Raw genomic sequence first — 13,981 nt, forward strand, 5'->3', positions numbered from 1 at the left:
CTTACTAGACAAGGATCTCCGGTGGCATCGGATGCCCGAGAAATGCGGTTGGGCTGGCCGTCAAGCCGTAGGCACCAGCCTGGAAAATGACCACCAGATCGCCGACCTGGGCCGGCGGCAGGCATACGTTCTCCCCGAGCAGGTCGAGCGGCGTGCAAAGGCAGCCGACCACCGACACCGTCTCGCGGTCCTCCACGCCCATCCTGTTGCCGATGATGAGCGGATAGTTGCGACGAATGACCTGACCAAAGTTACCGGAGGCGGCCAGTTGATGGTGAAGCCCGCCATCGACAACCAGATAGGTCCGGCCGCGCGACACCTTTCGGTCGACGACGCGCGTCACATAGACTCCAGATTCACCGACAAGGTAACGGCCGAGCTCTATCACCACGCGTGCGTCCGGCAGAGCCGGGCGAATTGCGCCGTCAACCAGGTCGCTCAGTCTCCGCCCAACCGGCACGAGGTCAAGTGGTTGATCCTTCTCGAAATAAGGAATTCCAAAGCCACCGCCAAGGTTGAGATAGCGAACAGGATATCCGCACGTTTCGGCAAGCTTGAGTAGCAGCTCGACATTGTGGGACAAGGCATCGCAAAGAATGTCGGCATGCAAGTTTTGAGAGCCGGCAAACACGTGGAAACCGACGAAGTCGAGGTCAGCGCTTGCGAGATGGCGAAGCAGCGTCGGCACCTCTTCGGCATCGATGCCGAACTGTTGCGAACCGCCGCCCATCTTCATTCCGGAACCCTTGACCTGATAGTCCGGGTTGACCCTCAGCGCGACGCGCGGCCGGATTCCAAGGCGGTTGCCGGCTTCAACGATGCGCATGGCTTCGCCCGCTGACTCCATCTCAATGGTCACGCCGGCGGCCACGGCTTGGGAAAGTTCCTGCGATGTTTTGCCGGGGCCAGCAAAACTGATGTTGGATGGCGGCACGACCGTGTCCAGCGCCGTCTTCATCTCATATGCCGAGGCAACGTCGAAGGAATCGACAAGTCCAGCCATATGCTGGACCAGTGCCGGCATCGGATTGGCTTTGACCGCGTAACTGAGCTTCACGTCCTTCGGCAGAACAGAGCGAAGATAGGAAATGCGCGAGTTGATCAGTCGACGGTCATACGCGAAAAACGGCGTTGTCCCGACGCGCTCGGTCAAACGGTCAAGGGGTATGCCGCCGACCGCCAGACAGTCTTCGGCAACATCGAACATGCCAATGGAAGGATGTACGCTCACGAACCCAGTTGCTCCCTCAACAGTACACGGTCGAACTTGCCGTTTGGATTTGTCGGAATAGACGTCATCTCTATGACCTTGGACGGCACCATGTATTGCGGCAGCTGGCGCCTGAACGCGGTCAGCAGGGCGGCAACGTCCAGCGTTTCGGATACCGGGCTGGCGACGAGGACAATGCGCTGCCCAAGCGCTTGGTCATCGACGCCCATGGCAACCGCGTCACGTGCAAGGCCTGTCGCGTAGGCAACCTCCTCGATTTCTGTCGGACTGACACGATAGCCAGACGTCTTGATCATCTCATCGCGCCGACCGACGAAGTAGAGAAAGCCTTCATCATCCCGCACGACCGTGTCGCCAGAAAAAACCGCCATTTCAGGCTGCTTCCAACTGGCGACAGTGCCCGGCCATGGCTTGAAGCGTTCGCCAGTGCGGACTGGATCGTTCCAGTATCCGAGGGCCACAAGCGGCCCCCTATGCACCAGCTCCCCTGGCTCTCCCGGGTCGCAAAGCGATCCGTCTGGCCGCACGACGAGGATCTCTGCGTTCGGAATCGCCTTGCCGATTGAATCCGGCCGGCGGTCTATTTCAGCCGGATCGAGATAGGTCGATCGGAATGCCTCTGTCAGTCCATACATCAGGTAGGGCAGTGCGTTCGGGAAGGCCGATCGCAGCCGTTCGAGCGTCGCCTTGGGCATGCGACCACCGGTATTGGCGAAGTAGCGCAGTCGAGCAGCCACCTCAGGCGGCCACGCCAGATCGCAGACTTGGATCCAAAACGGCGGAACACCAGTAATTCCCGTTATCCTATGCCTCTCGCACAGCCGCACCACATCGGAAGGGAGGAGATAGTTCATCAACACCAGGTGGGCACCGGAATGAAAGGCCGTCGTCAATTGGCTCAGGCCCGCGTCGAAACTCAACGGCAGAACTGACAAAATGGTATCGTGCTCTCCATTGCCGAGATAGTGACTGACGCTCTCGGCGCCCACGATCATGTTGCGGTGGCTGAGAACCACGCCCTTTGGCTTCCCGGTGCTCCCGGAAGTGTAAAGAATTGCGGCAACGTCGCTGTCGACGCCCGCAGGTCTTGATCCCTCGCCTTGCGAGGCCACGACCTGCTCTGTCCAGGAATGGAGGCGCCGTGGCGCACTCGGGGTGGTGCTCTCGTTGCCAGCTGGCGCATCGACAAGGATAACATGCTGAAGGGCGCTGTCGCTGTCGACGAACTCTCGCAGTTGCGCCAGCCGGTCTGGCGAGGTCACAAGTACCCGAACATCGCAATCGGCAAGGATATAGGCGACCTGCTGCGGTCGCAGTAGCGGATTGATTGGCACGGTAACGCAATTCGCGGCCGCCGTCCCAAATATCGTCACGACTGTTTCAACGCGCTTGTCGAGCAGCACCGCCACCCGATCGCCGCGAGCGACGCCGAGCCGATTGAGCGCGGATGTGAAGCCGAGGACATAGTGCCACATCTCTTCATAGCTGAGGGTGGTCGCCTTGAAGGTGACAGCCGGGGCGGATCCATGGCGGGCTGCTCCGTTGCGAAGGAGATCAGAAAGATTGATGTTGACCGGTGATCGCATCTTCGCCCCAACGTCTACCAAGGCACGCACGTGAGTTCGCTGTAAAGGTAATCGACCTGACTTGGCCTCACCCGGCTGCTCAAGATCATCTTCGGACGCGGCGATTTGAGCGGTAGTGACAAGAACAGCGGGGCGCTCGCGAACCGTTCCTCAATCAGCGTGGCCGGCAGACCGAAGCGCGTCAGCAAGTAGCTGCGCAAATGCCAGGCGGTCTCTGAAAACAGTGATCTATCCCCGACGTGCAGGATCGAAGCGAACAGGCGCAAGCCCTTGCGCGTATCCTTGCGGAAGATCACGTAGCAGCTTCGATGCCCTTTGACGATGACCAGATGATGCGCAGCCGGCGCACTGACATGGTCCTTGTAGATCTCGAGGTCCCGACCAGACAGGTAGGTCTGCATCAAGGCGGGATGATCGACGATGCGCACGCCGCTTCTCCATCTCGGCCACGGCAGATTGACCGCCAGCGCGGCAGCCGTGTTAAGTGCCTGGAACTTCAGGCGACGATTGAGCGGAACGACATTGCCGCTTGGTGACAGATCAGTGAAGCTGTAGCCAGGCTGATCGAGCAGCGCCTTTAACAGGCGCAGGCCGTGGGCACGATAAGTATCAAGCACGCACCACGCAGCAAGGTTGCAGAATTTCTCGTTCTGTCCGTCAACGATGCGCTGCGAGTAGAAGGCGACGTGCGCGCCAACGATGTGCCCCCCGGAGAGTAGCATGAAGCCGTGGTTTGGAGCCTCGCTTTGCCAGCCCGGACGAATGGCCTGCGCCCAAGAGGCCGGCGTTAGGCGGGCGTTTAGCTCCTCGTGAAGGAAAGATGCGACCCGATCCACGTCATCGACGGTGATGGGGCGCACCGTTGCTCTTTGATCGTCAGCTTGGAGAACGGATCGCGCCACTTTCTAAAAATTCCCCTAGTACTCGTTACAAACACCATCAAATCCGGACCATTGTTTTACAAGTATAACCGTCCAACTTGGTAGATACCCTTATGGCTGAAGCGGATATACACAAAAGATCCGCTCGACTATCCCGTTTGCTAACTGGAGAATTTCCTCTGAAGAGATTTGAATTGAGGCACAAACCCGCTCAATGAACACACGGGAGGCCGCCATTTCTAGGAAAAACCACATTCTAATCTTGGTCGAGAACTTACCGGTCCCCTTCGATCGCCGAGTCTGGCAGGAAGCACAGGCGCTCGTTGAAGCCGGGTTCGACGTTTCCGTCATCTGCCCGCAAGGGAAGGGACACGACAAGAGCTACGAGGTGCTGAACGGCGTGCACATCTACCGGCATCCACTTCGCGAGGCGAAGTCCGCCGCCGGCTATCTTCGGGAATATTGGATGGCTCTCTTCCATCAGATGCGTCTGTCGTTTCACGTCCGGCACCGACAGTCGATCGATGCCATTCAGGCCTGCAACCCTCCCGACCTGATGTTTCTCGTCGCGCTCGTACACAAACTTCTATTTGGCACGCGCTTTGTGTTCGACCACCACGATCTCAGCCCCGAACTCTACGTGACGAAGTTCGGGCGGAAGGACATCCTTTATCGCCTCCTCTGTTTCTTCGAGAAGCAAACCTTCAAAATGGCAGATGCCAGCATCGCCACGAACGAAACGTTCAGGGATATCGCAATCTCGCGTGGCGGCATGGCGCCTGATCGCGTGATTGTCGTCAAGAGCTATCCCGAAGCGTCGCGCTTCCGCCGCACCATTGCCGACCCGTCCCTGGTCATACCCGGCAAACATCTGATCGGCTATATTGGTATCATGGGCGAGCAGGACGGGGTGGAATCCCTCGTTCGCGCCCTGGCAGAGATCGTCCACGTCCGCAAGCGCAACGATGTTCACGGCCTGATCATCGGCGACGGCCCTGAACTGCCGCGCCTGCGGGCGATGGCCACCGAGTTGGGCCTCAATCACGTCCTACGCTTCAGCGGTTATCTGACCGGTCAACCTCTGATGGCGCACCTTTCGGCGCTGGATGTGGGCGTCATTCCCGACCCCCCGAATGACTTCAATGACAAGCTTTCGATGAACAAGGTCTTTGAATACATGATGCTCGGTTTGCCGATCGTTCAATTCGATCTCAGACAAGCCACACGCGACGCCGGAAACGCGGCTGTGGTGGTGCGCGAGCATACGCCGATGGCCTTGGCTGAGGGCATTCTCTCCCTCGTCGACGACCCGCGACGCTGCAGCGAGATGGCTTCAGTGGGCCGGGCCGTGGCCGAACGCGAGTTCAGATGGACGACGGAATCACGTCGCTACCTCGGGGCTTATCGAAGCCTGCTTCGTAGGAGCCTGGATATCAATGATCAGCGTCATTATCCCGCATCTTGACCAACCGGAACTGCTGAGCACCTGCCTGGCGTCTCTCGCAGCCCAGGCCGGCGTCCGACAACCCTACGAGATCATTGTCGTCGACAACGGCTCGAAGCAACTGCCCACCGGGGTTTGCGCAGCTCATCCCGGAACGGTTCTGCTGTCGGAGACGGTGCCGGGCCCGGGGCCGGCACGCAACCGTGGCGTATCGAAAGCGACAGGCGACATTCTCGCATTTATCGACGCGGACTGTCGAGCAAGCAGCGTTTGGCTCAGTGAAATCGAGCGCCAATTTGCTGACCCGAACGTGACCATTATCGGGGGCGATGTGCGCATCGGCTTTGAAGATCCCGTATGCCCGACGCTTCTGGAAGCTTATGAGAGTGTCTATGCCTATCGAATGAAGGAATACATCGCCAAACAGGGCTTCACCGGCACCGGAAACCTGGCGGTGCGAGCAAATGTTTTTGCCGCCGTGGGCAAATTTGGCGGCATCGACATTGCTGAAGACCGCGACTGGGGCCAGCGGGCCTTGGGTTGCGGATATCAGACGCGGTACTGCCCCGACATGATCGTCTTTCACCCCGCCCGCAAAACGTTTGCAGAGCTGGCACGCAAGTGGCAGCGACACACGGCTCACGATTTTGCGCGTGTTCGCGCGCGGCGCGCCTGGTGGCCGCGATGGATGCTTCGCACGGCAGCCGTCGCTCTGTCGCCGGCTGCCGAGTGGTTCCGCATCGGCCGCTCGGACCGCCTGGATGGAATAAGAGCGCGGCTCCTGGCCTTCACCGGTCTGACCCTCATTCGCTGCTACAGGGCATCGATCATGCTATCGCTTGCGTTTGGGGCCAGCGCGACACGCATGAGCGCTCAATGGAACCCGGCATCCATGCCGGCCCTGCCCCGCGATAGCTAGGCGACCAGAAGGCCTGCATGCCGCACGACGCCGATCTTTTGAAATAGGAGCTCCAATGCCTATCGACAACCGCAACACACATGCTGCGCTTTCACTCATTCTTGTTGTCGCAGTCGGTGGGTGGGGAACGCAGGCGGCAGGAGGGGTCGACCTGGCGGCATTTCCGGGCCCGCACAATACCGGAATACCATCCGGAATTACCTTGACGCCCTACGATGGCCCTTGCGAGATCACGCAACCCAACACCATCATCGATGCGAAGACGGTCAGCTGTCCGCTGGTGATCCGGACAACCGGCGTCGTCATCTCGCGAAGCAAGACCTCGCGCATCGATGTTGACGGACGAGGCGTATCATTGACGATCGAGGACAGTGAGGTCGACGGCGGGAAATGGCAGGGGCCGGCCATCGGATTCTCCAATGTCACGGTGCGGCGCTCGGAGGTCAGGGGCGGACAGACAAGCATTCAGTGCACGCCGGAGTGCCTTGTTGAGGATTCTTGGTTGCACGGCCAATATATGCAACCAGGGAAACCCCAACACCTCGGCGGTTTTCTCTCAAACGGCGGGCATGACGTAACGTTGCGGCACAACACGATCGTGTGCGACGTACCCGATAACGATGTGGGTGGCGGTTGCTCCGGAAGCGCACAAATTTACGCCGATTTCTCCGCACTGACCAGGTTCCGCTTCGAACGCAATTTCTTCCGCGCAACTCCAGGCGGCTTTTGCACGTCATTCGGGTTGAATCCTGGGAAATCGTTCGGGGACAACCCGACCTACGTTGTCGTTGCCGACAATGTTTGGGAACGGGGACCAAATGGCAACTGCGCCGTCTATGGACCAACCACGTCCTTTCATACGGGGGGCGAAGGCAATACGTGGCGCGGCAATGTCTGGGACGACGGAACCCCGCTGGAGGCGCGCTAGCCGCTCCCACGCGGGACTGGGGGTCAGCCTCCGAAGCCGCCGGGGGTCGGCGTTGTGACGATGATCGCCTCACCCGCTTCCAATACCGTCTGATCGCTTGCCTTCAGCGCCTCCACGCTACCATCCAGCCGTCGCACGCACGTTGCCCCCACACGGCCGTTGCCGCCCCCGTTTATTCCCCGAGGCGGGTGGCCGCGGTGGGAGGACAGAATTGCACTTTCCATCCGCTCCAAAAACCGAATGGTTCGCTCGGTGCCGTCGCCAGCGTTCCATTTGCCGCTTCCGCCCGAGCCCGATCTGATGTGGAAGTCCTCCAGCAGGACCGGGAATCGAAGTTCCAGCACCTCGGGGTCGGTGAGCCGCGAATTTGTCATGTGAGTATGAACGCCAGCCGTCCCGGCAAAGCCGCGCCCGTCGTTCATCTGTCCCGCAGGCGAGCCCGAGCAAATCGTTTCGTAGTACTGGTACTTGGCATTTCCGAAGGTCAGATTGTTCATCGTCCCCTGCGAATTGGCCATCGCTCCCATGGCCCCGAAGAGCGCGTTGGTTACATGCTGCGACGTCTCAACATTTCCGGCGACAACCGCGGCAGGATAGGCAGGCCTTAGCATGCAACCGTCCGGGATGATGATATTTATCGGCCTCAGGCAGCCAGCGTTCATCGGGATGTTTGCTTCAACCATCACACGGAATGCATAAAGAACCGCAGCGCGGGTGACCGGTTCCGGTGCATTGAAGTTATTCATCTGAATCTGGGACGTGCCAGTAAAATCGACGGTGGCCTCACGTTTCTCGCGATCAACTGTAATCTTGACCTTGATGACTTGCCCCGTGTCGGTCGGGTAGTGGTATTGGGCCGTGTCCGGCAAGCGATCGATGACACGACGCACACTTTCGGCCGCATTGTCCTGGACATGCCCCATATAGGCTTCGACCACCGATAGGCCAAAATGGGCAACCATTTTGCGCAACTCCGCCACGCCCTTTTCGTTCGAGGCAATCTGAGCCTTTAAGTCGGCGATGTTTTGGTGCGGATTGCGCGCCGGATAACGATGATTTGTGAGGAGCTCGAACAGTTCGGCTTCGCGAAAGCGACCGCCTTCGACCAGTTGGAAGTTATCGAAAAGGACACCTTCCTCTTCAACGGTCGTCGCAAGCGGTGTCATCGAGCCCGGTGCGGTTCCTCCTATGTCGGCGTGATGTCCGCGCGAGGCGACATAAAACAGGATCTCGGTTCCCGCGTCGTCAAAGACAGGCGTGACGACTGTTATATCGGGGAGATGTGTGCCGCCGTTGTAAGGGGCGTTAAGCGCGAACACATCACCCGGGTGGATATTGCCTGTGTTCAACTTGATGATCGTTTCGACTGACCGGTCCATGGAGCCGAGATGAACCGGCATATGCGGTGCATTGGCTACCAGCGCGCCGGTTCGATCGAAGACAGCGCAAGAAAAATCCAACCGTTCTTTGATATTGACGGAATAGGCGGTGTTTTGCAGCGTGACGCCCATCTGTTCGGCGATCGACATGAAGAGATTGTTGAATATCTCCAGCATAATCGGATCGGCCTCAGTCCCCAGCGCGGCTGCAGTCTTCTTCTTTTCAATACGGCGCAGCAACACGTGGTTTCTTGAGGTGATTTCTGCCTGCCACCCAGGCTCGACGACAATTGTTTGATTGGCTTCGATGACAAGTGCTGGGCCGAGCGCTTGGCAACCGGGGGAGAGATCCTTACGCTGAAAAACGCTGGCATCACACCAGGCGCCCTCGAAGAATACGCGACGGCTTTCAGAAGCATGAGCGACCCTTGCGGTCGCCTCGTGACTTGCCTCCTGATAGCGGTCCGCGGATTGATCGGTTCCCTCGACGCCCACGGATTCAACGACAATTGGTTTCCCGTCGTAGATGAAGCCAAACTGGGCCTTATGCGCCCGCTCGAAGTCGGCCCTGGCATCTGATATCGAGCCAAGGCTGAAGTCGACCGGCAGCGCGGTATCCGTACCCTCATAGCGCAAGTCCAGGACGGGCCTGAATTCCATTGAAGAGGGGGAAATGCCTTGTGCCTCCAATTCTTCGCGAACGTCCACGCTCAAGGCTTCGATCAAACGACCGAGCTCCGGGAGCACCTCTGCGGATAAGGGTTTGATGAATGCTTGCTGTCGCGATGCGAAGATCGATGACAAGCCCATGCCGTAAGCTGAGAGGAGGCCTGAGAACGGATGGATGAGCACTGTGGACATCCCGAGAGCATCGGCGACAAGGCATGCATGCTGGCCGCCGGCACCGCCGAAGCAGTTCAGCAGGTAGCCGGTCACGTCGTAACCACGCTGCACCGAAATCTTCTTGATGGCGTTGGCCATATTTTCAACTGCGATCTTGATGAAGCCTTCCGCAACGCTCGCCGCGCTATGCCCGGTGGCTGCTTGCACCGATAGGTCCTCGAATCTTTGGCGCACGGCCTCAATGTCCAGCGGCTCGTTCTGGCCGGGCCCGAAGATTGCGGGAAACAGGTCTGGCTGCAGCTTGCCAAGCATGACGTTGGCGTCGGTTACCGCCAGCCGACCGCCGCGACGATAGCAGGCTGGGCCCGGGTTGGCGCCGGCCGAATCGGGGCCAACGCGAAAACGACCAGCTTCAAAATGAAGGATGGAGCCGCCGCCGGCGGCGACCGTGTGAATGCGCATCATCGGCGCCCTTACGCGAACCCCTGCAACTTCGGTCTCGAAGGCACGTTCATACTCGCCGGCATAGTGGGCGACATCGGTTGAGGTTCCCCCCATGTCGAAACCGATGACCTTGTCGAAACCGGCAAGCTTTGCAGTCTCCACCATTCCGACCACGCCCCCGGCCGGTCCGGAGAGGAGTGCGTCCTTACCCCGGAACATATCTGCAGCAGTCAGGCCACCCGATGACATCATGAAACTGAGACGCGGCGACGCATTCCCGGCACGTGCCACGCCCAAATCGCCAGCCACCTCTTGGACGTAACGCGACAGGATCGGTGAAAGGTAAGCGTCCACGACAGTCGTATCGCCGCGGCCGACCAACTTGAGCAGCGGAGAGACTTCGTGGCTCACTGAAATCTGCTTGAAGCCCGCCGCCCGGCACAGCTGTGCGACCACTGTTTCATGCTGGGGAAACTTGTAGGCGTGCATGAACACGATGGCGACGGCATCGAAACCATCGGCCCTCGCTGTTGCGATCGCCGCCTCGACACTGGAGGTCTCAAGCGGCACCTCGATCGAACCATCCACGCGCACACGCTCGTCGACTTCGACGACACGCTCATAAAGTTGTTCTGGTAGAATGATTTCCTTGGCAAAAATATCGGGGCGCGCCTGGTAGGCGATGCGGAGCGCGTCACGGAATCCCTTCGTGATCAGCAATAGCACCCTGTCGCCCTTGCGTTCCAGAAGCGCATTTGTGGCAACCGTCGTTCCCATGCGAATGTCGCCAATGCGATCGGCCGGTATGGAATCTTCTTCCTTGAGGCCCAGGAGCCCTCGGATTCCGTGAACCGCTGCGTCCCGATAGGCTTCCGGGTTTTCGGAAAGAAGCTTTCGCGGATGCAAACTGCCATCGGGTGCGCGGCCCACAATGTCGGTGAACGTGCCTCCACGATCAATCCAGAAATCCCACACTCCGTTAGACATATCCTCACTCCGTACCGAAGACTGGCTATCGGTGTTAGTGCCGCGCCTGCGCGAGCAAAACAATCCATAAAATTGACCTGATCATTCAGCGTATCGAAGTCCCCATCATCCGGAGCGGTAACTGGATTTGATGGTGACGTTCGCTTTCTCGATAAGCCCCTGCAGCGAGCCTCTTTCAAATTGCTGCAATCGGACTTATTGGTGTCATCCGCACAGACAGTCCCGTCGTCGGGAGGCGGCAGTTGAAACCGAAGCAATCGACATTCATGCAGTGGATGGTGCGCATATCTTGCGCCATCGCATTTCTGTTTGTCGGATTCGCTCACCAGGCCCCGGCCTTCGTCAAAGACAGCTTTGTTCCCGCAGAGTTCGCCGAGTACGTTCTGCCGGACGGCACACTGCCTGTCATCTGCACTGGCGGCAGTAAGCATGTCGTCGATCAACATGGAAAAGCGCATAGCCATGGCTGTGAGGCATGCCGTATTGCTGCCTCGACTCTCCTGCCGTTGCCCAGTTCGGCTGACGTCGTAAGTCTTCGGATCAATACCGGCGTCACCCTACCGATGATGCCTGAAGCAAGGAACGAGGAACCGTTTCCGCCCAACAAAGGCCCGAGAGCGCCGCCCCAGATTCCGGTTTTTGGGTAGACCTGAGCCGCGGTCGAGACCGTGACATCAGTACATTGTCGGTCGTCATTCGCCGGTGCGCCGGTCGAGCACTCGTAGATCTCATCGTCTCATTTCACACACACAGGCACGTCAACGAGGCCGGCAGGATCCGCTGACCCACGTGACGGCAAAACGAGAATAGCCATCATGAAAAAGCTTGCAACCTTCATCGCCGGCCTCCTGTTTACCGGTCTAATTACTGCCGTTGCCGCGGCCAATGACATCAAGGTCGGCGACATCGACATCGCCCACCCGCATGCGCGGGCCATGGTGCCGGGCGCCAAGGTCGGTGGCGGCTACCTGAAGCTGACCAACACCGGTTCGACTGACGACAAGCTGGTCAGCATCACGTCTGATCGGGCCGCGACAACCGAAGTCCATCAGATGAGCGTCAACAACGGTGTAATGACCATGCGCTCCGTTGCCGGTGGGCTTGTCATTCCGGCCGGCCAGACTGTCGAGTTGAAGCCCGGCGGCTTCCACGTCATGTTCATGGATGTGGAAAAGCCCTTCAAAGAGGGCGAGATGATCAAGGCAACCTTAACATTTGAGAAGGCGGGCTCCGTCGACGTTGAATTTGATGTTGGAAGCGCTGGGGGAGCCGGTGGCAAAGACCACCACTCCGACATGGGCGGCATGGATATGTCCAAACCGCAATAGGCCTACTACCCCTAACGAAACCGTCGTCTGAATCTAGGAAGTAAGAACATGTCGACACTTTCCAGCCTTGTCGCATTGTCGGCCGTTGCAATCCTCGGCTTTGCCGGGCAGGCCCTCGCGCATGCACACCTGACGAAAACTGTGCCTGCCGACAAGGCAACGGTCGCTGCCTCCCCCGCCGAACTCGACCTCCACTTCTCAGAAGAGGTCAACATCAAGTTCTCCGGTGTGAAAATCACCGGCCCAGACACGCCTGTCGTGAAAATCGGCGACGCTATGTTGATGGATGAAGGCAAGACGCTGATGGTCCCTCTTGCGCAAACGCTGAGCCCGGGCGCTTACGCGGTGGAATGGCATGTCCTGTCAACGGACGGGCATAAGACCAACGGTACTTACGGCTTCACGGTCAAGCCGTGACGCCAGACGCTGCGCTCATCCTGTGCCGCTTCCTGTTTGATGGCGCCGCCGTATTTCTATGGGGCGCGTCAGCTTACATCTGCTGGAGCCTGCCTGCAGACTTGGCGGCACAGGTGGGCCGCCGGCTCCGGCATTGGTATGCGCTTGCAACCCTCTTGATCATCGGCACGACCGCGTCGCATCTCCCGCTGCGAGCGGCAACGATCGGAAACGGCTGGGCCGATGCGCTTGCGCCGCAGATGTTGAGCTCCATCCTTTCGGGAACCAATGTCGGGCAGGCCTGGATTGCCCAGGCTGGTGCCGCCATTCTGCTGGTCGCCTCTTGCCTAGCCCCTGTCCGGTTCAGATACCGCGTCCGCGCGCTCAGCGCCGGGTTGTTGCTCATCAGCCTCACGATCAGCGGTCATGCCGCGATGAATAGCGACTGGCTACGCACGATGCATCGCCTCAACGATGGCCTTCATCTCCTGTCAGGTGGCGCCTGGCTCGGGTCGCTAGTGCCGGTCGTCGTTATCTTGCCGATGCTCCACGACGCGCGATGGCAGCAGGATGCACGGACGGCGCTGATGCGGTTTTCGACCGCGGGCCATGTTGCGGTCGCCCTCGTCATCATGACCGGCATCATCAATACGATCCTGATCGTCGGATCTGCTCCGCTGGATTGGCAGCTCGACTATCAGTTCCTGCTCAGCATCAAGATCCTGATCGTGTTCGTCTTGGTCGCGCTTGCGGTAACCAATCGCTACCTTCTTGTCCCGAGACTCTCTCGCAACCCATCACTGCAGCCGCTCAAGTGGGCGACTGGCGCCGAAATAGCCTTGGGCTTCGCCGTGCTTGGCCTTGTCTCTGTGTTTGGCACATTGCAGCCAACTTGAGGGGTTCGACATTTTGGAAGCCGACCTACGTCAAATGACGGTGTCGCTCATTTTTTCGCTTTATCCCCCTGATCCCGCGTGCCATTTTCGGCGCAACATGCACAAAGTAGGGGCCACCTATGTTTTCAAAGATTTCCCGACTTAGCGCCGCGATCGCGGCTTGCGTCCTTGCTCCATCACTCGCCTTCGCCCACACCGGTATTGGACAAACGGTGGGGTTCGTTCACGGTTTCACCCACCCCGCCTTAGGGGTCGATCACGTCCTCGCGATGGTTCTTGTCGGCGTTCTCGCCTGGCAGCTCGGCGGCCGTGCGCTCTGGCTCGTTCCGACATCCTTCGTCTCGGTGATGGCCGTCGGCGGCGCACTCGGCATGATGGGGATTTCGGTCCCCTTTGTCGAAGCCGGAATCGCGTTCTCCGTCATCATCCTTGGAGCTGTCGTCGCGCTTGGTATCCGCGCTCCCGTCGCCATCGCCGCAGGGGTCGCCGGCCTCTTTGCGATCTTTCACGGATACGCACACGGCTCCGAAATGCCGGCGGCGGCCGGCGGCATCGTCTATGCGGCGGGCTTCATGCTGGCGACGGCAGCGCTGCACATTGCCGGCATTGCCCTCGGTTATCTGATCGGCAAGCAGGGCGCAATTGTCATGCGCTCGGCTGGCGGCATTGCTGCAGTGGCCGGCGTCGGCCTGCTCACGGGCCTGATTTAGCAGTTGACC

Annotated in this window: 12 protein-coding genes; 8 read left to right on the top strand and 4 right to left on the bottom strand. The window is 59.2% G+C overall.

The genetic code is table 11. The features are described from left to right. Window positions 1–4: 4 nt before the first annotated feature. Genes K9B32_RS08750 through K9B32_RS08760 form a run of 3 tightly spaced genes read right to left on the bottom strand, consistent with a single transcriptional unit; the run spans window position 5 to window position 3,677 of the window. The gene (locus K9B32_RS08750) at window positions 5–1,231 is read right to left on the bottom strand and encodes a pyridoxal-dependent decarboxylase, exosortase A system-associated (protein WP_224561548.1); all 1,227 of its coding nucleotides are present in this window, start codon (window positions 1,229–1,231) and stop codon (window positions 5–7) included. Then, window positions 1,228–2,817 carry an acyl-CoA ligase (AMP-forming), exosortase A system-associated gene (locus K9B32_RS08755; RefSeq protein ID WP_224561549.1) on the bottom strand — a complete coding sequence of 530 codons (1,590 nt, stop codon included), beginning with the start codon at window positions 2,815–2,817 and terminating at the stop codon, window positions 1,228–1,230. Before K9B32_RS08755 ends, K9B32_RS08750 begins: the two co-directional genes overlap by 4 nt. A 14-nt stretch (window positions 2,818–2,831) precedes the next feature. Beyond that, window positions 2,832–3,677 carry a hypothetical protein gene (locus tag K9B32_RS08760; RefSeq protein ID WP_224561550.1) on the bottom strand — a complete coding sequence of 282 codons (846 nt, stop codon included), beginning with the start codon at window positions 3,675–3,677 and terminating at the stop codon, window positions 2,832–2,834. 283 nt (window positions 3,678–3,960) lie between these two features. Between K9B32_RS08760 and K9B32_RS08765 the strand changes: the two genes are divergently transcribed. From K9B32_RS08765 to K9B32_RS08775, 3 genes are all read left to right on the top strand, one after another. Continuing rightward, entirely contained in the window at window positions 3,961–5,163 is a 1,203-nt protein-coding gene (locus K9B32_RS08765) for a glycosyltransferase family 4 protein (RefSeq protein ID WP_263490580.1), read from the top strand. Beyond that, a complete protein-coding gene (locus tag K9B32_RS08770; RefSeq protein WP_224561552.1) occupies window positions 5,135–6,061 on the top strand; it encodes a glycosyltransferase in 927 nt (308 codons plus the stop codon). Before K9B32_RS08765 ends, K9B32_RS08770 begins: the two co-directional genes overlap by 29 nt. 202 nt (window positions 6,062–6,263) lie before the next feature. Beyond that, window positions 6,264–6,989, top strand: coding sequence for a hypothetical protein (locus K9B32_RS08775; RefSeq protein WP_224561553.1), 726 nt, complete (start codon window positions 6,264–6,266; stop codon window positions 6,987–6,989). A 23-nt stretch (window positions 6,990–7,012) separates the two neighbouring features. Here K9B32_RS08775 and K9B32_RS08780 read toward each other — a convergent pair whose 3' ends face one another. After that, window positions 7,013–10,642 (bottom strand): hydantoinase B/oxoprolinase family protein, encoded by a 3,630-nt coding sequence (locus tag K9B32_RS08780; protein ID WP_224561554.1) that lies wholly within the window; start codon window positions 10,640–10,642, stop codon window positions 7,013–7,015. Between the two features lie 242 nt (window positions 10,643–10,884). On the opposite strand from K9B32_RS08780, the gene K9B32_RS08785 reads away from it, so the two are divergent. From K9B32_RS08785 to K9B32_RS08805, 5 genes are all read left to right on the top strand, one after another. After that, window positions 10,885–11,289 carry a hypothetical protein gene (locus K9B32_RS08785; RefSeq protein ID WP_224561555.1) on the top strand — a complete coding sequence of 135 codons (405 nt, stop codon included), beginning with the start codon at window positions 10,885–10,887 and terminating at the stop codon, window positions 11,287–11,289. A gap of 168 nt (window positions 11,290–11,457) precedes the next feature. Further along, window positions 11,458–11,970, top strand: coding sequence for a copper chaperone PCu(A)C (locus K9B32_RS08790; RefSeq protein WP_224561556.1), 513 nt, complete (start codon window positions 11,458–11,460; stop codon window positions 11,968–11,970). A gap of 48 nt (window positions 11,971–12,018) precedes the next feature. After that, entirely contained in the window at window positions 12,019–12,387 is a 369-nt protein-coding gene (gene copC / locus K9B32_RS08795; protein ID WP_224561557.1) for a copper homeostasis periplasmic binding protein CopC, read from the top strand. After that, a complete protein-coding gene (gene copD, locus K9B32_RS08800) occupies window positions 12,384–13,262 on the top strand; it encodes a copper homeostasis membrane protein CopD (RefSeq protein ID WP_224561558.1) in 879 nt (292 codons plus the stop codon). The genes copC and copD overlap by 4 nt, the downstream gene beginning before the upstream one ends. Window positions 13,263–13,381: 119 nt before the next feature. Then, on the top strand, window positions 13,382–13,972 hold the full coding sequence (locus K9B32_RS08805; RefSeq protein ID WP_224561559.1) for a HupE/UreJ family protein: 591 nt from the start codon (window positions 13,382–13,384) through the stop codon (window positions 13,970–13,972). Window positions 13,973–13,981: the final 9 nt, after the last annotated feature.

Origin of the sequence: Rhizobium sp. 3T7 (genome assembly GCF_020166565.1) — a bacterium.
Lineage (GTDB): Bacteria > Pseudomonadota > Alphaproteobacteria > Rhizobiales > Rhizobiaceae > Rhizobium.